19 protein-coding genes are annotated in these 19570 nt (G+C 68.6%); 7 read left to right on the top strand and 12 right to left on the bottom strand.

Translation table 11 applies throughout. From position 1 onward, the window contains the following. Positions 1 to 12 precede the first annotated feature (12 nt). The 6 genes from BX604_RS01240 to BX604_RS01215 form a co-directional block, all read right to left on the bottom strand. Positions 13 to 975: a Csu type fimbrial protein gene (locus tag BX604_RS01240; protein WP_098549214.1), complete on the bottom strand. Its 963-nt coding sequence runs from the start codon at positions 973 to 975 to the stop codon at positions 13 to 15. Continuing rightward, a complete protein-coding gene (locus tag BX604_RS01235) occupies positions 972 to 3254 on the bottom strand; it encodes a fimbria/pilus outer membrane usher protein (RefSeq protein WP_373562409.1) in 2283 nt (760 codons plus the stop codon). Before BX604_RS01235 ends, BX604_RS01240 begins: the two co-directional genes overlap by 4 nt. 109 nt (positions 3255 to 3363) lie before the next feature. After that, on the bottom strand, positions 3364 to 4083 hold the full coding sequence (locus tag BX604_RS01230) for a fimbrial biogenesis chaperone (protein ID WP_098549212.1): 720 nt from the start codon (positions 4081 to 4083) through the stop codon (positions 3364 to 3366). Between the two features lie 15 nt (positions 4084 to 4098). Next, positions 4099 to 4584: a Csu type fimbrial protein gene (locus tag BX604_RS01225; RefSeq protein WP_244108945.1), complete on the bottom strand. Its 486-nt coding sequence runs from the start codon at positions 4582 to 4584 to the stop codon at positions 4099 to 4101. A 582-nt stretch (positions 4585 to 5166) separates the two neighbouring features. Then, positions 5167 to 6372: an MFS transporter gene (locus tag BX604_RS01220; RefSeq protein ID WP_098549210.1), complete on the bottom strand. Its 1206-nt coding sequence runs from the start codon at positions 6370 to 6372 to the stop codon at positions 5167 to 5169. 714 nt (positions 6373 to 7086) lie between these two features. Next, a complete protein-coding gene (locus BX604_RS01215) occupies positions 7087 to 7998 on the bottom strand; it encodes a LysR family transcriptional regulator (RefSeq protein WP_098552666.1) in 912 nt (303 codons plus the stop codon). A 169-nt stretch (positions 7999 to 8167) separates the two neighbouring features. Between BX604_RS01215 and BX604_RS01210 the strand changes: the two genes are divergently transcribed. Beyond that, positions 8168 to 9088 carry a pyridoxal-phosphate dependent enzyme gene (locus BX604_RS01210; RefSeq protein ID WP_098549209.1) on the top strand — a complete coding sequence of 307 codons (921 nt, stop codon included), beginning with the start codon at positions 8168 to 8170 and terminating at the stop codon, positions 9086 to 9088. A 211-nt stretch (positions 9089 to 9299) separates the two neighbouring features. On the opposite strand, the gene BX604_RS01205 is transcribed toward BX604_RS01210, so the two are convergent. Together BX604_RS01205 and BX604_RS01200 are read right to left on the bottom strand one after the other, a co-directional pair. Then, positions 9300 to 10442 (bottom strand): DUF2242 domain-containing protein, encoded by a 1143-nt coding sequence (locus tag BX604_RS01205; RefSeq protein WP_098549208.1) that lies wholly within the window; start codon positions 10440 to 10442, stop codon positions 9300 to 9302. A gap of 160 nt (positions 10443 to 10602) precedes the next feature. Further along, positions 10603 to 11496 (bottom strand): LysR family transcriptional regulator, encoded by an 894-nt coding sequence (locus BX604_RS01200; RefSeq protein ID WP_098549207.1) that lies wholly within the window; start codon positions 11494 to 11496, stop codon positions 10603 to 10605. 108 nt (positions 11497 to 11604) lie between these two features. Here BX604_RS01200 and BX604_RS01195 point away from each other — a divergent pair, with 108 nt between their 5' ends. Both BX604_RS01195 and BX604_RS01190 read left to right on the top strand, forming a co-directional pair. After that, positions 11605 to 12360: a TerC family protein gene (locus tag BX604_RS01195; RefSeq protein ID WP_098549206.1), complete on the top strand. Its 756-nt coding sequence runs from the start codon at positions 11605 to 11607 to the stop codon at positions 12358 to 12360. A gap of 79 nt (positions 12361 to 12439) precedes the next feature. Continuing rightward, a complete protein-coding gene (locus BX604_RS01190; RefSeq protein ID WP_098549205.1) occupies positions 12440 to 12742 on the top strand; it encodes a TFIIB-type zinc ribbon-containing protein in 303 nt (100 codons plus the stop codon). Between the two features lie 117 nt (positions 12743 to 12859). On the opposite strand, the gene BX604_RS01185 is transcribed toward BX604_RS01190, so the two are convergent. Beyond that, positions 12860 to 13276 carry an Hsp20/alpha crystallin family protein gene (locus BX604_RS01185; RefSeq protein WP_098549204.1) on the bottom strand — a complete coding sequence of 139 codons (417 nt, stop codon included), beginning with the start codon at positions 13274 to 13276 and terminating at the stop codon, positions 12860 to 12862. A gap of 16 nt (positions 13277 to 13292) precedes the next feature. Beyond that, positions 13293 to 13733 (bottom strand): Hsp20/alpha crystallin family protein, encoded by a 441-nt coding sequence (locus tag BX604_RS01180; protein ID WP_098549203.1) that lies wholly within the window; start codon positions 13731 to 13733, stop codon positions 13293 to 13295. Positions 13734 to 13978: 245 nt separating this feature from the next. Between BX604_RS01180 and BX604_RS01175 the strand changes: the two genes are divergently transcribed. Further along, complete coding sequence (locus BX604_RS01175) at positions 13979 to 14896, top strand: 3-hydroxyacyl-CoA dehydrogenase NAD-binding domain-containing protein (protein ID WP_098549202.1); 918 nt, start codon at positions 13979 to 13981, stop codon at positions 14894 to 14896. 34 nt (positions 14897 to 14930) lie between these two features. Here BX604_RS01175 and BX604_RS01170 read toward each other — a convergent pair whose 3' ends face one another. Both BX604_RS01170 and BX604_RS01165 read right to left on the bottom strand, forming a co-directional pair. Next, a complete protein-coding gene (locus BX604_RS01170; protein ID WP_098549201.1) occupies positions 14931 to 15209 on the bottom strand; it encodes a DUF4148 domain-containing protein in 279 nt (92 codons plus the stop codon). A gap of 186 nt (positions 15210 to 15395) precedes the next feature. Beyond that, positions 15396 to 16244, bottom strand: coding sequence for a LysR substrate-binding domain-containing protein (locus BX604_RS01165; protein ID WP_039322076.1), 849 nt, complete (start codon positions 16242 to 16244; stop codon positions 15396 to 15398). A 333-nt stretch (positions 16245 to 16577) separates the two neighbouring features. Here BX604_RS01165 and madL point away from each other — a divergent pair, with 333 nt between their 5' ends. The 3 genes from madL (at position 16578) to mdcA (ending at position 19567) form a co-directional block, all read left to right on the top strand. Further along, a complete protein-coding gene (gene madL / locus BX604_RS01160) occupies positions 16578 to 16973 on the top strand; it encodes a malonate transporter subunit MadL (protein ID WP_096502808.1) in 396 nt (131 codons plus the stop codon). 11 nt (positions 16974 to 16984) lie between these two features. After that, the gene (gene madM / locus BX604_RS01155; protein WP_096502806.1) at positions 16985 to 17752 is read left to right on the top strand and encodes a malonate transporter subunit MadM; all 768 of its coding nucleotides are present in this window, start codon (positions 16985 to 16987) and stop codon (positions 17750 to 17752) included. A 168-nt stretch (positions 17753 to 17920) separates the two neighbouring features. Continuing rightward, positions 17921 to 19567, top strand: coding sequence for a malonate decarboxylase subunit alpha (gene mdcA, locus BX604_RS01150; protein WP_098549200.1), 1647 nt, complete (start codon positions 17921 to 17923; stop codon positions 19565 to 19567). The last annotated feature ends 3 nt before the right edge of the window (positions 19568 to 19570 follow it).

Raw genomic sequence — 19570 nt, 5'->3', positions numbered from 1 at the left:
GCCGCTGTTGCGCTAGAAGCTGATCGTCGCCGTGATCGTGTCGCTGTAGTTGCCGGGCGCGGGCGTCGTTTGCGCCGGCACCGCGCCGTACACCGTCACGACCTGCGACGCGCCGGTGCCCACGCCGGTGGCCGTCGAGCTGCCGCCCGTGCCGTCGCCCCACGTGGTCGAGTGTGCCGCATCGAGATAAAGCCCGTAGCCGATCGCGCCGCCGCCGCCGCTGCGCTGCATCTGGCGCGCCGTCACGTTGCCGCTGCCGCCGCCGTTCAGGGCGATCTTCCAGGCGTCGCCGTTCGTGCACTGCGCGGTGATCGAGCCGGTTGCCGCGAGCGTCGCCGACAGCACGCTCGACGTGCCGAAGCTGACGTTGGTCGCGCTGATGTTGCAGTTGTTGATCACCGTCGCCGTCGCGCTGAACGGGAAGGTGCCGTTCGACGTCGTCAGCGACGCGCAGGTCGGCGCGCCGAGCAGATAGAACCCCGCATTGAGCGACGTCGTGTTGCCGCCGAACTGCTGCGAGTAGACCGTGCTCGCGTTGCCGGTCGTCGGCACGGTCGGCTGGTTCGGCGCGATCTGCCCGTAGATCGTGACCGTCGCACTCGCGCTCGTGCCGAGCGCGGGCTTGGTGAGCGTGACGGAGGCCGGCGTCGTGCCGGAATACACGGAGCCCCACGCCGTCGTATGCCCGGCATCCAGATACAGGTCGTACTGCATCGTATTGCTGCCGTTGACGAGGCTGCGCGGGCTCGTGCCGCCAAGGCTCAGGCACACGAGCACGTTCGGCGTCAGGGTGATGGCCGACCATGTACAGGTGACGCTGAGCGCGCCGGTTGCGGCGACCGCCGCGCGCGAGATCGGGCTGACCGAACCGAAGCTCACCGTCGATGCGGTGGCCGTGCAGGTCTCGGCTTGCGCGTGACGCGGCATGCCGCACCACGCGGCGAATACGATGAAGAGCAGCAGGACGGTCTTCATCGCGTCGCGTGACAGGTGAGCGGCCCGACGGTCGGCAGCGTGCCGTTGCCGGGGGCCGTGAACGAGAATTGCGCGGTGCAGTGCCGGGTGCCGTAATCGATCACGAGATGGTTGTCCTCCTTGAGTCCGTCGATGAAGGTGAGGCCGTCGTAGCCGACGATCGTGTCCGCGCCGCTCTCGACGTGATGCACGCGCGCGCCGGCCGGCAGGGGCTGCCCTGCGTCGTCGCGCAGGCTCACCGATGCCGCGCGATAGCGCGACACGCCGAAATGCGCGATCACGCCCGATTCCGCCTGCGGCACGATCGTCATCGAGGTGCGCGCGATCCGCGCATCGGCCGGCAGCTTCATCGCGTCGATCGCGATCTGGTTGTTCTGATATGCATTCAGGTCGGGCACGAGCAGGTGGCCGGCGCGATCGGTGCGGCCGATCACGCGGTTCTCGTGCAGCACGGGGATGCCCGCGACGCCGTCGGTCGACACGAGCGCGAAGCCGTCGTCGATGCGGCGCGACAGCTGCACGCTGCGGTCCATGAACACGAGCGCGCCGTTGACGTCGAGCGACGCGCCGGTCTGGCGATCGAGACTCTGCGCGGCTGCAATGACTTCGCCGGCATGGCCGAGGTAGCGCAACTGCGCCTGCCGGTACGGCACCGCGCCGGCGGCGCCGTTCTGTACGCCCCAGCCCCAGCCGCCGTCGTAGTCCGGCGGACGGCTCGCATCGATCGTGTAGTTCGACTGACCGTGCTGACGGCCGACGCTCGCGTTGATCGACGTGTTGCGGCCGAGCCCGATGTTCAGCGAGACGAATGCGCCGCTCGTGCCGTGCTGCGAGAAATCGCGGTACGCGCTCACGCTCACCGACGCGAGATCGCCGAGCCCGAGCGTGTAGGACACCGTGCCGATCCGCGCGCTCGGTCCCTGCGGCAGCCGGTAGCCGATGTAACTGAGCGACAGCGTCTGGCGGTACACGAACGGCAGCGCGAGCGTCACCTGGTCGGTGGCCGACGGCACGGGCGCGCCGTCGCGCGACGCGAGATCGCCGTAGCGGCCGAATGCCCGGATCGTCTGCGCGTTGATCGAGAAGCGCGGGTGGATCAACTGATAGCCGACGCTCAGTTGCGTGCCCGGATAGCCCCCCGCGCTGCCCGCGACCGCGCCGCTCACGACGCCCGCATTGCCCAGCCGCAGCAGCGCGCCGACGCCGGCGTTGACGAGGCCGCCCGTCGCCTCGGCGTGTCCTTCGACGGTCAGCGTGTCGCTGACGCCATGCCGCATCGATCCGCTGACCGCGGGCCGCGCGTCGTAGTCGAACGATTGCAGTCCGTAATTGCGGCGCAGGAAGCCGGCCTCGAACGAATAGCTCGACAGCCCGGCGGACAGCATCCGCGTATCGACATAGAGCGGCACGGACGTGGCGACGGTGCGCCCGAGGGCGTCGCGCGTGATGACGGTCGCCTGGCCGGCGCCGGTGATGCCCGGCACGTCGTGGATGATGAACGGGCCGCTCGGCACGTTGCCCGTGTATTGGCGCACGTTGTTGATGTACAGGTCGACCGCCGACGGCACCGCGGCGGAGCCCGACAGCGATGGAATCGGGAACGTCACGAGATCGGGCCGCAGCGCGAAGTTGCTGCGCCACTGGAACCCGCCGAGGCGCACCGAGCGCGTCCATGCGAGCGATCCCGAGATCGCGTCGCCGATCTGCGTCGTGCTCGGCCGCACCGGGTCCGAACGGCTCCACGACGTGTCGAAGCGCGTGTAGTGCCGGCGACCGTTGTAGAAGTACGCGGTGCCGGTGTTGTCGAACACGCCGTTCGGATCGAAGTAGCGCACGTCGGTATAGAGCGAGAACTGCCGTTCGCCGATCGTCTGCGCGTACGCCTCGTAGTTGATCGCGACACCGCGCGCCGACGTGGCCGCGTGCGTGGCCGGCAGCGCGCGGCTGTCGACCGCGTACGGGCGACGCAGGTCGTCGGGCATCTGCAGGTCGACGCTCTGGTGCGCGACGTCGTAGCGATAGCGCAGGCCCGGAATCGTGTCGAGGTCGACGGTCGCCGCGTCGGCGATCCCGAGCCGCTCGGTCGCGAAGCCGATCGTGCGCAGGTCGGCGCCGCTCGCCGACAGGTGCCCGTCGTGTTCGCTGAAGTGCGCGAGCAGCGCCGTGCTTTCGCCGTTGACGCTGACTTCGAGGATCACGTCGTGCGTGCTGTCGGCCATCACGAGCGCCGACGGCTCGGCCGCGCGAGCGCTGCCGAGGGCGAGCAGGGCGCCGGCCACGACGGCCGCGAGCGCGGCGCGCGGCGGATGCCGCCGCGTTCCGGGCACACTGGCCGGCAACGTCGCGGCGCGGGGCGAAGGGGAGGAAGCCGGGCGGCGCACCGGCGGTCTAACCCGGCGGCTCCACCGAGACGACCGCGCTGGCCGGCTGTGCATTCACCGCCGCGCGCACCGTGACCTTGCCGCCGAGCGCGATGCCGGGCGGCAGCGGCACGCTCCACTGGCTCGTGCTGCCCGCGAGCGCATAGCCGAGCAGCCCGCGCGTGAGCGGATACGCATGGCCGTCGGCGGCCACGAGCTCGACCGACGCCAGCTGCGCGCGCCGGGCGCCGCCGTTGCGCACGCGCAGCACCCAGCCGCCGCTGTCGTGCAGCAGCGTCCACGCGAGTTGCGGCGCACCGTTGGTCGCCGGCTCGACGAAGACCGGGATCGAGTAGCGCAGCCGGATCGCGACGCCGTTGGTCGGCGTTTCGCCGGGTTGCGGCAGCTCGTCGATCAGCAGCCGGTAGCTCTGCTCGGTGCCGGACGCGATGCGCGACGCGCGCACGACGCGCACCAGCTGTTCCGACTGGGTGCCGATCTCGATCAGCGGCGGGCTTGCGACGAGGTCCTGCGTCGGCGTCAGCGTGTCGTGGCCGTCGGCCTGATCCCAGCGGAATACGCGCACCTGCCCGTACACGGGCCGCTCGCCCGGATTGCGCAGCGTGACGCCGGTCGCCGTGTCGTCGGCGCCGAACTCGATCGTGACGGGGGAAATCTGCAGCGACGCGGCATGCGCGGCGCCGGCCGCGCACAGCAGCGCGGCGAGCATTCGACGTAACGCGGTCATCCGAAGCGGCGCCCGTCAGAAGTAGACCGTCGCGGTCACCGTCGTCTGATAGGTATCCGGCTTCGGCGTCGCCTGTGCGGGCACCTGGCCGTAGACGGTCAGCGACTGCGCGGCGCCCGTGCCGGTGCCGGCCACCGTGTTGGTGCCTTGCGTGTTGCCCCAGAGCGTCGTGTGGCCGGCATCCTGGTACAGCTGGAAGCCGACGGTCGTCGTCGTGTTGCCGGTCGCCGTGCCGGCCATCAGCCGGCTCGCGACGCTCGAACCCGTAACCGAGCCGGCATCGAGGCCGACGTTGTACGGCGTCGTGTTGGTACAGGTGACGCTGACGGTCGTCTGCTGGTTGATCGCGGTGGCGAGCACCCCGTTGGTGCCGAAGCTGAGCGGGGTCGCGGCGATCGTGCAGTTCGGCTGGAGTGTGAGCGTCACGTTGAAGGTTGCGGTCGCGGTGCCGTTCGAATAGGTGGCCGCATCTGCGGCGGCAGACGAAAGGCCGATCGACAGTGCGAGCGACAATGTCGTGGAAACGATGGCGACTTTCACGCTGATCCCTCATTGATTGTTTTTTCTATCGGATTGTGTATCGGGCATTTCGTGCCGCGACAGGATCAATGCTGGTACGAATTTCTCCGCCTTTCAATCCTATTTATTGGCTTGTTACATTCTGTTGCCGATGGCGTTTCCGATGGTTGAATAAATCGGGAAAGAATTACGATTTTTTGTGGTGAATACGGTAATGGCTGAAGAATTTTCCTGCTCGTCGGTAATCGTTTCTGCGTCCCGCGCCAGGCCAGGGAAGTGGCGTGCAAGAGGCTGAATATCGCGCTCGCGATATGGAGCGAAATTGTCGATTCGAAATGATTGACGAAGTTGCGGGGTTAAGATCCGGAGTGTCGAACCGGTTTCATTGGTGCAATTAATTGATTCTCATCGTCGCAGTGATCGAGGTAATTGGCGGTCGAATATACCGAAAGCGCTGAATTGGCGTTTTTCAAGGGCGAAAAAACGGCCGCATTGCGCGGCCGTTGACATGCATGCTTCAAGTCCGGTTTGCCCGCGCGATTCGCGGGGGCGGCGAGGGCGCGTTCAGGAATTCGCGGCGGCCGGCGCGCGGCGGCGCTGGACGACTTGCAGCGCGACGACTGCGAGCCCTGCCGAGGCGATCAGCCCGCCGACGACCGGCACTGCCGCGTAGCTGAAGCCGGCCGAGATTGCCGCACCGCCGGCTGCCGCGCCGAGCGCGTTGCCGAGATTGAACGCGCCGATGTTCACGGCCGATGCAAGGCCCGGTGCTTCGTGTGCGGCACGCATCACGCGCATCTGCAGCGGCGGGACCACCGCGAACGTCGCGACACCCCAGACCAGCAGCGTGATCGCGGCACCGACATGCGTGCTGGCGAGCAGCGGGAACGCGGCCATCGTCACGATCAGCAGCAGCAGGAAACCGACCAGCGTGCCGTCGAGCGAGCGGTCGGCCAGGCGGCCGCCGGCGATATTGCCGATCGAGAAGCCGACGCCGATCAGCACGAGCATCGCGGTCACGAAGCCGGGCGTGGCGCCCGTCAGGTGTTCGAGGGTCGGGGCGACGTACGTATACAGCGTGAACATCGCGCCGGCGCCGAGCACCGTAGTGGCGAGTGCGCCGAGCACGACGGGGCGCGTCAGCACCGACAGTTCGGCACGCAGGTTCGGCATCTTGCCGGCTTGGCCCTTCGGCAGCGCGGCGAACAGGCCGGCGATCGCGATGATGCCGAGGCCCGCGGTTGCCGCGAACGACATGCGCCAGCCGATGATCTGGCCCAGCCACGTCGCGGCCGGCACGCCGCCGACGTTCGCGATCGTGAGGCCCATGAACATCGTCGCGACGGCACTGGCCTGCTTCTCGCGCGGCACGAGGCTCGCCGCGACCACCGAGCCGAGCCCGAAGAACGCGCCGTGGTTCAGGCTCGTGACGAGTCGGGCGAGCAGCAGCGTCGTGTAGTCCGGCGCGATGGCCGACAGCAGGTTGCCGATCGTGAAGATCGACATCAGCGCGATCAGCGCCGAGCGGCGCGACCAGCGCGCGAGCAGCAGCGTCATCAGCGGCGCGCCGACCATCACGCCGATCGCGTAGGCGCTGATCAGCATGCCGGCCTTCGGAATCGACACGTGCACGCCGTCGGCGATCACGGGCAGCAAGCCCATCGGCGAGAACTCGGTCGTGCCGATGCCGAACGCACCGGCGGCGAGTGCCAGCAGCGGCAGCGCGGCGCTGCCGCCCGGGCGGGAAGGAGAAGAAGTCGTGGTGTTCACGCGAAGTGCTCCTGTAAGCGTTGGGCAACGGCATCGCGCCGTTGTGGACAGGCTGAAGTGTGCCTGCATTACTTTTGCGGAAAAAGCCGCATGCAGGCGAAATTATCTTGATTTAATGTCAACAATGCGGGCGTGGTCGACGTGCGCGCGCGGCCCGCAGGGCGGGGCTTTCGGCGATTTGCGCGTGACCGACGGCCGGGTGCGCGAGTGAGCCCGTGCCGTGCGACTGGATTTCGGCGCCGGCGCAGCGGGGTTGCCGGGTGTAGCGGCGCACTCGGGCTTGACGGGCGCGGCCGGGGCTACGGCTGCTTTCCGACGCAATGCAGGCGGCCTCGGCGAAGCGGTCGGCCGACATGCTCGCACGACCATCATGTTGCGCCGCGGGCGTGCCGCATCGTCGTCGCGAACCCGTTGCCGGCGTGGCCCAAGAGCAAAAAAACCCCGGTCACAGGGGGACCGTGACCGGGGTGGGAAAAGCATCCTCTCTTTGGCACGAGGGTTGGATGCGCGCGCAGTATATTTCGGTCCATAACAATTCGAAGTGTCGTTAAACGACCGTTTTTGGTGTCAATTTAAAAATACCGACGCGGTGGCATGGTTTGTCATCCATATGAAAGGTTTTTCGTGCATTTGCGCCGCCGTTTAGGGCGTCGCACTCCGCGGCGGGTAGGGCCGTCGCGGAGGGTCCGGCTGCCGATCCCGCGGTGTCTCGGGTCAGGCCGCGTCACCGGTCGCTTCGCGCACGGCTTCGACGAACCGCGCGACGATCGGTGACGCCGACGCCGGCGCGCCGTCGAACACGAACTCGATGTCGAAGCGGCTCGCGAGTTCGTCGAGCGCGATGAGCCGGACCGTGTGCGGACACGTCGGCGCCGCGCTTTCCGGCACGAACGCGCAGCCCATGCCGGCCGCGACGAGGCCGATCAGCGTCGGGATGTCGCTGCCGACCTGGGCGATGCGAGGCGTGAAGCCGGCCCGCTCGCATTGCGCCATCAGGAACCGGTGGTGCGCCGCGGAGCGTTGCGCGTCGAACCACACGAACGGCTCGTGTGCGACGTCGGCCAGCGTGCGCGGTGCGTGAAGGTGCTCGCCGGGCGGCGCGGGCATCGCGAGCACGAAGCGGTCGCTCAGCAGCCGCACGCCCGACAGGTGCGGCGCCTCGTCGCGACGCCACGCCATGATGCCGCCGTCGAGCTGGCCGCGCGTCAGCGCCGCCGCCTGCTCGGCCGACAGCATCGGCGCGATCGACAGTTTCACGTCCGGGCACGCGTCGCGAAACGCTTTCAGCACGTCTGCGACGATCGGCAGCGGCAGGCAGTTCGGCAGCGCGCCGAGCCGCAGTTCGCCGAGCTGGCCGGCCGCGCTGCGCAACGCGCGCTCGCGGCTGTCGTGCAGCGTCGCGAGCAGGGCGGTCGCGTCCTGCAGGAAACTCGCACCGGCCGCCGTGAGCGTGACGCCGGTCGCGCGGCGGATCAGCAGCGGCGTGCCGATCGCTTCCTCGAGCTCACGAATCTGACGCGACAGCGCCGGCTGGACGATGCCGGCCGCGCGGGCGCCGGCCATCACGCTGCCGGCTTGCGCGACCGCCACGAAATAACGCAGGTGACGCAGTTCGATCTGGCGCATGCGGCGCGGGCTCCGGTTCAGATTGACGGGGTATGCCTGCAAAGCATAGCAAACGCCATTCAATGGTATTGGAAAGCATGATGCGCGTGCCGTACGATGGTTTCCATGGCGCACCGGCTTGCCGTCGGCGCGCGCCTTCCGTCACACCATCCTCACCCTGTCCCGCACCATGCCGCTTCATATCCAGACTCCGTATATCCGTTCGCAAATCGCGTCGCGCCGGCTCGGCACGAACGTCCTGCTCAAGCTCGATGCGCTGCAGCCGTCCGGTTCGTTCAAGTTGCGCGGGATCGGCGCCGTCTGCGAGGCGCGGCATGCGGCCGGCGCGCGACGGTTCGTATCGTCGTCGGGTGGTAATGCGGGCATCGCGGTCGCGTACTGCGGGCGCGAGCTCGGTGTGTCGGTACTCGTCGTCGTGCCGGAAAGCGCGTCGGCCCGCGCGCGCGAGCTGATCCGCGCCGAGGGTGCGGAGGTCGTCGTGCACGGCGCGAGCTGGGTCGAGGCGAATGCGTTCGCGCTGTCGGTGGTCGGCCCGCATGACGCGTTCGTGCATCCGTTCGACGATCCCGTGCTGTGGCAGGGGCACGCGACGATGATCGACGAGATGGCGGCGAGCGGCCCGAAGCCCGACGCGGTCGTGCTGGCGGTCGGCGGCGGCGGTTTGCTGTGCGGCGTGCTCGAAGGGCTCGCGCGCAACGGCTGGCACGACGTGCCGGTCGTCGCGGTCGAGACGGAAGGGGCCGACTGTTATGCGCGTTCGATCGCCCAGGGGCATCCGGTCGAGTTGCCGGCGATCACGAGCATCGCGACATCGCTCGGCGCGAAGCGGCCCTGCGACGCGGCGGTCGAATGGGCGACGCGGCACGCGATCCATCCGGTCGTCGTGTCCGATGCGCAAGCGGTGGCCGCGTCGCTGCGGTTGCTGGACGAGCAGCGGATCGTCGTCGAACCCGCATGCGGCGCTGCGCTGGCCGCGCTTGAAGCGTCGGTGCCGGTGCTTGAGACGGCGTCGAATATCGCGGTGATCGTCTGCGGTGGCGTGACGGCGACGGTCGAGTATCTGCAGACGCTGAATGCGACGCTGAGGTAAGGCGGGAAGGCCAGGCTGTGGGACATTCCGGCAGGTTTTGCGCGGAAGGCGCGCGGGGCTGTCGTGGCGCGTCGACCTTGATCGTCAGTCGCTGCGCAGCGACGATGCGTGACGGGCTGCCGGCGTGCGGCCCGGAAGGTCGTTGGACGGGCCGGAGAAGGGCGATCGCGCCGCGCCTCGCGAGGCACGGCGCAGGGCGGCGGAACGCGCGTTAGTTGGCAGCTGGTGCGCTTGCACCGGCCGGTGTCGACGATGTGGCCGAATCGGCGGCTGCGGGCGGGGTGTTCGACGACGCGGGTGCGGATGCGGGTGTCGCGGACGCAGGCACTGGCGCAGAGGCGGCCGATGCCGGGGCGGCAGCGGCAGGCGTCGATACCGGGCCGGGAGCGGGGGCCGGGGTAGCGGTTGGCGACGAAGTTGATGCGGGGGCCGAGGCCGAAGCGGGGGCCGACGCCGAAGTGGGAACCGACGCCGAAGCGGGAACCGAGGCCGAAGCAGGAACCGGAGCCGAAGCAGGCACCGGGGCCGCAGCGGGAACCGAGGTCGAAGCAGGCACCAAACCCGCCCCCGGCACAACAGCCCGCATCGCCCCCGGCGCGACCACGGCCGAAGCAGCACCGGGCACGGCCGGCACCACCGACGTCCCCGTCGCCGGCGCGACGCTCGGCACCGAAAGCGGCACCGGCGCGGCGGGCGGCGTCGGCACGACCGGCGTCGTCATCTTGATCGGCTCGCCCTGCGGCGTCGGCGCGGGCTCGGGCAGCGGCGCGACCGGTTCCTTCTCGGCCGCCTTCACGGCCGCCCGATCGCGGCGGGCCGGATCGATCTTCAGGAAGTGCTCGACGAGGTTGAAGAAGCGCTCGTAGAACACGCCGGCCGGAATCGTTTCGCTCGCGGTCTTCACGAGCGCATCGTCGCTCGACCCGATCGGCAGCGACAGCGAGCCGAACACGCTGAGCCCGACGCTCGCCGACGTATTCGACTTCTTCAGTGTGTAACGATCCTGCACCGCGTTCACGTATGCGATGCTCGACGAGCCGTCCGCGTTCGCGTCCGCGCACACGACGTGAAACTCGATCACGACGTGCATGTCGTTGCTGGGCTGGAAATTCTTGCTGCCGTCGACCGCATCGTTGCGCGACGACGACACGACATAGCCCTGGCTCAGCAGCGCGCGCCGCGCGGCTTCGCAGGCTGCGTCGGATTTCGAGTGGAACGTGTGCGAATACGGGCTGCTGGTCGCGTCGAACTGTTCCTGCTGGTAGATCGGCTTGGGCGGCGACGAGCACGCCGCCAGCACGGTCGCGGCCGCGAGCGCGCACGAAACGGAAAACAGGCGAAATCGGTTGTGCATGGCGTCTTTCAAAAGGCTCGGCGAGATGCCGTGCGGCGGCTGCGGGCGCCGTGCGCGCACGCCGCGCCGCGGCGGTGCCTGCGCGGCGCGCGGGCAATTTCCGCGGGCAATCTCGTATGGCCGGGGCGTCATTATAGTTTCGTTTGATGTCGCGCTCGCTTCAGCCGGCCGGCGCGGGCCGCGCGGCGGCGAGCAGTTGCGATGTCAGCGGATGGTGTTCGCCGCGCCGCGAGCGGATCGCGTGGATTTCCTCGGTCACGTCGCCCGCGCGGCCGAGCCGGCGCAGCCCGCGCAGCAGCGATGCATCGTTCGCACCGAGTTCGCTGAGCGGAAATACGCCGAGGCCGCGCGCGGCGAACACGGCCATCAGCGCGCTGTCCTCGAATTCCCCGGCCACGCGCGGGATGATCCGTTCGCGCTCCAGCCACAGGTCCAGACGCGCGCGCAGCGCCGAATGGGCGGTCGGCAGCAGCACCGGCAATTCGGCGAGGCACTGCGGAAAGTGCTGTCGCGCGGCCGGTGTGACGAGTGCCGCGGGCCCGTACCAGTCGACCGGCGACGCGACGAGCCGCTCGCTCGTCACGCGCAGGTTCGACCCCGATGGCGCCCCCTGGCCGGCCAGCACGAGATCGAGATGGTGCAGCGCCAGCTCCGCGAGCAGCGCATCGTGTTCGCCTTCGTGGCACAGCAGCCGCAGCGTGGGCGTATCGAGCACCGGCGCGAGGAGCGCATGGGCGGCCAGCTTCGAGATCCCGTCCGCGAGACCGACCGCGAGCCGCACGGTCGGCTGGCTCGCCGCCGCGCGCACGTCGTCGGGAATCAGCCGCCCCATCTCGAAGATGACTTCCGCGCGCGCATACGCGGCCTGCCCGGCGTCGGTCATCGCGACGCCGCGCCCGGCCGGGCGCAGCAGCTGGTGGCCGAGCGACTTCTCGAGCTCGCGCACCTGCGCGCTGATCGTCTGCACGGCCATGTCGAGCCGCTCGGCGGCGCGCGCGAAGCCGCCTTCCTTCACGACGACCCAGAAATAGTACAGATGTCGAAAATTCAGCATCGGATCGTTATTTCGTAAAAACCGAACCAAAGATCCTATTTTCTCTGATTTTTACGAAGTCGTGGGGGGCCTATCATCGGGCTTTCCACTTTCGTATCGGCCCTTTTCATGGACTACCTGCTGACGCTTGCCGCCGATCCCGCCGTCTGGGCGGCACTCCTGACGCTCGTCGTGATGGAAGTCGTGCTCGGCATCGACAACCTGATCTTCATCTCGATCCTCAGCAACAAGCTGCCCGAAGCGCAGCGCGCCCGCACGCAGCGCGTCGGCATCGCGCTCGCGCTCGTGATGCGCCTCGCGCTGCTCGGCAGCGTCGCATGGATCGCGAGCCTCACCACGCCCGTGTTCACGCTGTTCGATCACGCATTCTCGTGGCGCGACCTGATCCTGCTGTCGGGTGGCCTGTTCCTCGTGTGGAAGGCGACGACCGAGATCCATCATCACGTGTCGCGCGACGGCGACGCGGACGGCGCGTCCGGCGGCGCGGCCAGCCTGACGATGTGGGCGGCGATCGGCCAGATCGTGATGCTCGATATCGTGTTCTCGATCGACAGCATCGTGACCGCGATCGGCATGACCGAGCACATCCCGATCATGTTCGTCGCGGTGATCGTCGCGGTGGCCGTGATGCTGTTCGCCGCCCAGCCGCTCGCGCGCTTCATCGACCGCAACCCGACCGTCGTGATGCTCGCGCTGTCGTTCCTCGTCGTGATCGGCATGACGCTGATCGCGGAAGGCTTCGGCTCGCACGTGCCGAAGGGCTATATCTACGCGGCGATGGCGTTCTCGGCGTTCGTCGAGGGCATGAACATGCTGGCGCGGCGCGCGAAGGGCAAGCGTGCGGCGCGCGTCGAAGGTCGTTGAGTGACTGAGCCAGCGCGCGGGCGGCCGGCCTCGACCGGCTTGCCCGCGACACGGAATTCGCAACCCAAGGAGAAGCGCGATGAAATGTCCGGTCTGCAAGACGCCCGACCTGCTGATGGCCGAGCGCCAGTCGATCGAGATCGACTACTGTCCGACCTGCCGCGGCGTGTGGCTCGATCGCGGCGAACTCGACAAGCTGCTTGCGCGTGAAACCGGCGATGCGCCGGCGCGCCGCGACGACGCGCCCATGCGGCACGATGCGCAGCCACCGCGCACGCGCGACGATGGCTGGGGCCGCGACGGTCGTTCGCACGACGATCGTTATCGGCGCGACGGCCAGCGCCGCAAGAAATCGGTGTTCGACCTGTTCGACTTCGATTGATCGTGGCGGTGCGTGCACACCGCGTCGTACATTGCACGCACATTGCAAAAAGCCCCGTCAGGCAGCGCGTCTGGCGGGGCTTTTACATGCGTGTCGCGCGACGACGTGTGCCGGCGCTTACGCGTTGCCGGCCGTCACGTCGATGCGGCGCGGGCGCGTTTCTTCGCGACGCGCAATCGTCAGCGTGAGCACGCCGTCGCGCAGGTTCGCATCGATTCTCGACGTGTCGAGATCGGGGCTCAGCACGAAGGTGCGTGCATAGCGCGGCGCGCGCACTTCGGCATGCCGGACGCGCAGCTCGGCCGGCGTGTCGATACGCGTGTCGGCTTCGATCGTCAGTGTGTTGTCGTGCACCTTCACGTCGAGGTTTTCGCGCGGCACGCCGGGCAGGTCGGCACGCAGTGTGACGCGCTGCTTGTCCTCGACGATGTCGACGGCCGGCGTGATCGCGGGCCGGCGCGCGGCGTCGGTGGCGGCAGCGGCAGCATGCGTGGCACCGCTCTGGCGTTCGCTCAGGGTCTGGCTCGTATTCATGTCGTTCTCCTGAAAGTTACTGAACAGTGATCGCACGCGGCTTCGATGCCTCGCGCCGGCCGATGCGAATCAGCAGGCAGCCGTTTTTGTAGCGGGCGCTGACGTTGTCGGCATCGGCATGCTGCGGCAGCTCGACGACGCGGCGGAACGTGCCGTGAAAGCGTTCCTGCGCATAGCTGCGCACATCGTCGCCGGCGTCGCGCGGCGCGGGTTTGCGTTCGCCGCTGATCGTCAGCAGGTCCTTGTCGATCGATACGTCGAAGTCGGCCGCGCTCATGCCGGGCGCGAATGCGACGATCTCGATCGCGTCGTCGGTGGTGCCGACGTTCAGCGCGGGAAACGCGCCGGGACGCACCGCGCGGATGCCGGTCGGCGGCTCGCCGAACAGGCTTGCCATCTGCCGCTGCACGCGGGCGAATTCGTCGAACAGGTCGTGGCCGTGATGAATGCCGCTCATGAAATTCCTCCGGAACATGAAACGCGAAAGACGCGACGATGCGACGCCGATGGCGACTGCGATGCGCGGCTTTCCGCCGAGTCGAAACGGGGGCAGTGCGCGTGACGGGCACTGCCGGGTAACCGGTAATTAGAGTCCGCCTCGGTGGTTTTCAAGAGGGACATTGCAATCTGCATCAACGCGCGACGATGTGAAACGATGCGACAATCGTCGCGCTATCCACAGACCACGGAGACGGGAAGAGCATGGACATTCAACGCATCGCGATCGTCGGGGCCGGCGTGATCGGCGCGAGCTGGGCGGCTTTCTATCTGTCGAAGGGCTTCGACGTCGTCGCGACCGATCCCGCGCCGCAGGCCGACGCACGGCTGCGCGACGCGCTTGCCGCGTTTCTCGGCGAGCGGGCCGCCGAACTTTCCGCACGGCTGTCGTTCGACGCCGATCTCGTGCGCGCGCTCGACGGTGTCGACTTCGTGCAGGAAAACGGCCCCGAGCGGCTCGACCTGAAGCGCGCGCTGTATCGTCAGATGGACGACGTGCTGCCGGCGCACGTCCCGATCGCATCGAGCTCGTCGGGCCTGAAGATGTCCGAGATCCAGACCGCGTGCGACAAGCATCCGGAGCGCTGCCTGATCGCGCATCCGTTCAACCCGCCGCACCTGATTCCGCTCGTCGAGCTGGTGGGCGGCGACGCGACCGACGCCGGCGTGATCACGCGCGTGAAGGCGTTCTACGACGCGCTCGGCAAGCAGACGATCGTGCTCAACAAGGAAATGACGGGCCACGTCGCGAACCGGCTCGCGGCCGCGCTGTTCCGCGAGGTGTATCACCTCGTCGGCGAAGGCGTGGTGAGCGTCGCCGATGCGGACAAGGCCGTTGCGTGGGGCCCGGGCTTGCGCTGGGGGCTGATGGGGCAGTGCCTGACCTATCACCTCGGCGGCGGCGCGGGCGGGATCGCGCACTTCCTGGAACATCTGTCGGGGCCGATCACGACGTGGTGGGACGATCTCGGCACGCCGTCGTTCGATCCGGACGTCGATCGCAAGCTGAACGACGAACTGCGCGCGATCCAGGGCGAGCGCTCGATGCAGGCGCTCGCCGCCGAGCGCGACCGGCTGCTCGTCGAGCTGATCGACGCGCGGCGTCGCAGCTTCCTGCCTTGAGCCTGTCGCCGCGCCGTGCCACGCGGCGTGGCGGCTATTGCTGAACGCTCGTTTGCGGCGCCTGCGGTGTCTGCGCGAGCCAGGCGGGCCGCGCGGCCTGCACCAGTTCGCGATTGCGCGCGCGCGTCGCGGCGTTCGGCGGATAGTTGCTGTCGTTGGTCGGCAGTTCGCCGTCGAGATAGGCCTGCTTCAACTGGGCGAGGACTTCCGCGCGCGTGAGGCCCTGCTCGGGGGCGGGCGCGCCGGTTTGGGCAAAGGCGGGGGACAACAGCGCGGCTGCGGCGGTCGCGACGGCGAATCGCATGACGTTCATGGTGTGCTCCGATCAGGGGACGGGACAGCGGACACACGGCACGCTGCCGTGCATTCCGACGGGTCCTATTCTCGCGAGCGGGCACTGCGCAGACGCTGACGCGTTCCGGGCAAGACGGTCAGTTGCGCGCGACGCCGCAGCAGGGCGTCGCCGTGGGTTCCATGATGACGCGCGCGACCGGTGCGATTACAGCTCGGCTGCCGCCGCGATCAGCGTCGCTTCGAGCGCGAGCGTCGAGCGCGACGCGGCCGCCGGCCGGTCGATCACGTATTCGAGTTCGCCGAGTTCGGGCAGCCCGGCGTCGAGCCGCGCGAGCCCGGCCGGAATCACGTAGCCGGCGAACGCGCTGACGCCGAGCCCCGCGCTCGCGGCCGCGCGCAGCACCGCGATGCTGCTGCTCACGACGGCGATCCGGTAAGGCCGGCCGACCGCCTCGAGCGATTCCAGCACGCGGCGACGCGACACGCTCGGCTCCGGGTGCATCGCGAGCGGCAGCACGGCCTCGTGGCCGGTAATGCGCGAATCCGGGCCGGTGCACCAGTAAAGCGGTTCGCTGCGGATCACGCGGCCGCGCCGGCTGCCCGCGACCCGCTTCGCGAACACGAGATCGTGACGGCCTTCGTCGAGCGCATCGAACAGGTCGCCCGACAACCCCGTCGAGATCGCGAGCTCGACTTCCGGATTGCGCTGCACGAAGCTCGCGAGCGCCGCCGTCAGGTGCGCGGACGCGAAATCCTCCGACATCGCAAGCCGCACCTTGCCCGACAGCGGCGGCCCGCACACCGACGTGACGGCCTCGTCCATCAACTCGAGGATGCGCACCGCGTAGCGGAACAGCGCGTCGCCGTGCTGCGACAGGTGCACGTTGCGCGTGTCGCGCTCGAACAGCGGCCGGTCGAGCAGCTCCTCGAGGCGGCGGATGTGCTGGCTGACGGTCGACTGCGACAGGCTCACGCGCTCGGACGCGGCGGTGAAACTGCCGGACTGGGCGACGGCGACGAAGCTGCGCAGCAGCTCGGGCGGTAAGGGACGCATTGCTAAATCCACTGAATCGGTTTCGACAACTTCATAAATGGCCGGATTTTGCGGGGCTAGTATCGGATACGCCCCGGTGCGGCTCGTGCAAACGGGGCGCAGCGGACGCGCAGCACGTGTCGCACCGCCGGCTGCCTCGGTCAGTCTAAGGCATCCGGCGTCCGGCCCGAAACCGCATCATCCCATCGACCGCCCGAGAACGCGCTCGCACGACGAGCCGCCGGGCCGCGGCGCACCGCCGCAGGAGACAGACCATCCGCGCGCGGGATCGGCGTGCGGGCCCTGGCTCTTGCACGCGTCAGGCGCCCGTCACGAAGAGACTGGAGACGACTCATGATCATCTACGGAACCGCGCTGCTGGCGTTCTGCCATCTGGCCGGACTGTTCCTCGGCGACCTGCTGGGCACCGCGATCGGCGTGAAGACCAACGTCGGCGGCGTCGGCATCGCGATGCTGCTGCTGATCTGCTTGCGTTTATGGCTGCACCGGCGCGGCTGGTTGCCGAAGGAGACCGAGGCCGGCGTCGGTTTCTGGGGCGCGATGTACATCCCGGTCGTCGTCGCGATGGCCGCGAACCAGAACGTCGTCGCCGCGCTGAAGGGCGGCCCGGTCGCGCTGCTCGCCGCCATCGGCGCGGTCGCGATCTGCGCATGCTGCATCGCGGTACTCGTGCGCATGGGGCGCGACGACACGGCCTTCGCGGGCGTGCCGCAACTCGACGAACAGTGAAGGAGGCCGCCATGTTGCAGATGCTCGAAAAAACCGTCGCCCATAACGGGCTCGTCGCGTCGTTCGCACTGGTCGGCCTGATCATGTGGCTGTCGTCGATCGTGTCGCGCAAGCTCACGTTCGGCCGCGTACACGGCTCCGCGATCGCGATCGTGATCGGTCTTGCGCTCGCCTACGTCGGGGGCGCGTTCACCGGCGGCGAGAAGGGGCTGGCCGACGTGCCGCTGTTTGCGGGTGTCGGGCTGATGGGCGGTGCGATGCTGCGCGATTTCGCGATCGTCGCGACCGCGTTCGAAGTGCAGCCGACCGAGGCGCGCAAGGCGGGCCTCGTCGGCGTCGTATCGCTGCTGCTCGGCACCGTGCTGCCGTTCATCGTCGGCGCGTGCATCGCGCGCGCGTTCGGCTATACCGATGCCGTCAGCATGACGACCATCGGCGCGGGCGCCGTCACCTACATCGTCGGGCCCGTGACGGGCGCGGCGATCGGCGCGAGTTCCGACGTGATCGCGCTCAGCATCGCGACGGGGCTCGTCAAGGCGATCATCGTGATGGTGGGCACGCCGGTTGCGGCCAACTTCATGGGCCTGAAGACGCCGCGCTCCGCGATGATCTTCGGCGGCCTGGCCGGCACGGTGAGCGGTGTGAGCGCCGGGCTTGCCGCGACCGATCGCCGGCTCGTACCGTACGGCGCGCTGGTCGCGACGTTCCATACCGGCGTCGGCTGCCTGCTCGGGCCGTCGGTGCTGTTCTTCACGACGCGTGCGCTGGTCGGCGCGTAGCCGGCCGCCACGTCCGATTCGGGTGGCCCGCGCGTGCAGCCGGCAGGCGCGGGCCGTCGCGGGCAGCATCCATCGCGGCGTCCTCTGAGTCGCATTCGTCAACATCATCAATCGGCGGCGGCGCCAGGCTTAGAATGCCGCTGAACCATCGAAGCGGGAGAACTGTTCATGACGGGATGGAATCACGCGCGGCAGGCGCGCGATGCACGCCTCGCGGCCGGTGCGGCGTACGCGCAGGGCAAGCGGGTCGATGCGCGCGACACCGTCGCGTTGCTCGAAGCGGTGCTGCGGCCTGGCGACCGCGTTTGCCTCGAAGGCGACAACCAGAAGCAGGCCGACCTGCTCGCGACGGCGCTCGCCGATGTCGACAGCGCGAAGGTGCACGATCTGCACATGGTGCAGTCGGGCGTCGTGCTGCCCGAGCATCTCGACGTGTTCGAGCGCGGGATCGCGAAGCGGCTCGATTTCGCGTATTCCGGCCCGCAGTCGCAGCGGATCGCGAAGCTGCTGTTCGGCGGCAAGATCGCGCTCGGCGCGGTGCATACGTATCTTGAGCTGTTCGCGCGCTACTTCATCGACCTCACGCCGCAGGTCGCGCTGATCGCGGCGGTCAGCGCCGACGCCGACGGCAACCTGTACACCGGCCCGAACACGGAAGACACGCCGACCGTCGTCGAAGCCACCGCGTTCAAGGACGGCATCGTGATCGCGCAGGTCGACCGCATCGTCGACAAGGTGCCGCGCGTCGACATTCCGGGCGACCGCGTGCATTTCATCGTCGAGGCCGGCCGGCCGTTCTACGTTGAGCCGCTGTTCACGCGCGACCCGGCCGCGATCACCGAGACCCAGATCCTGACCGCGATGCTCGCGATCAAGGGCATCTACGAACCGTACGGCATCAAGCGCCTGAACCACGGGATCGGCTTCAACACGGCCGCGATCGAGCTGCTGCTGCCGACCTACGGCGCGAAGCTCGGGCTGAAGGGCAAGGTCTGCACGCACTGGGCGCTCAATCCGCACCCGACGCTGATTCCCGCGATCGAGTCGGGCTGGGTCGAGCAGATCCACTGCTTCGGCTCCGAAGTCGGGATGGACGACTACATCCGCGCGCGCTCCGACGTGTGGTTCACGGGCCCCGACGGGTCGCTGCGCTCGAACCGCGCGTTCTGCCAGACCGCCGGCCTCTATGCATGCGACATGTTCATCGGCTCGACGCTGCAGATCGACCTGTCCGGTCATTCGTCGACGGTCACGGCCGAGCGGATCGCCGGCTTCGGCGGCGCGCCGAACATGGGCAGCGACGCGCGCGGCCGGCGCCATCCGAGCGAGCCGTGGCTGAAGGCCGGCGCGGAAGCCGACCCCGACACGCCGGCGGCGCTGCGGCGCGGCCGCAAGCTGGTCGTGCAGATCGGCGAGACGTTCGGCGACAAGAACGTGCCGATGTTCGTCGAGAACCTCGACGCGCTGAAGCTCGCCGACAAGCTGCAGCTCGATCTCGCGCCGATCATGGTCTACGGCGACGACGTCACGCACATCGTCACCGAGGAAGGCATCGCGAACCTGCTGATGTGCCGAGACAAGGACGAGCGCGAGCATGCGATCCGCGGCGTGGCCGGCTATACGGAAATCGGCCGCGGCCGCGACAGGAAGATGGTCGAGCGCCTGCGCGAGCGTGGCGTGATCCGCCGCCCGGAGGATCTCGGCATCGATCCGCTCGACGCCGACCGCCGCTGGCTCGCCGCGCGCTCGATCAAGGATCTCGTGCACTGGTCGGGCGGCCTGTACGCGCCGCCGGCCCGGTTCCGCAACTGGTGAGGA

Origin of the sequence: Burkholderia sp. JKS000303, assembly GCF_002563755.1 — a bacterium.
In the GTDB taxonomy this organism is placed as follows: domain Bacteria; phylum Pseudomonadota; class Gammaproteobacteria; order Burkholderiales; family Burkholderiaceae; genus Burkholderia; species Burkholderia anthina_B.
The sequence above is the reverse complement of the archived record's forward strand: the minus strand, read 5'-3'. Positions and strand labels throughout refer to the sequence as shown.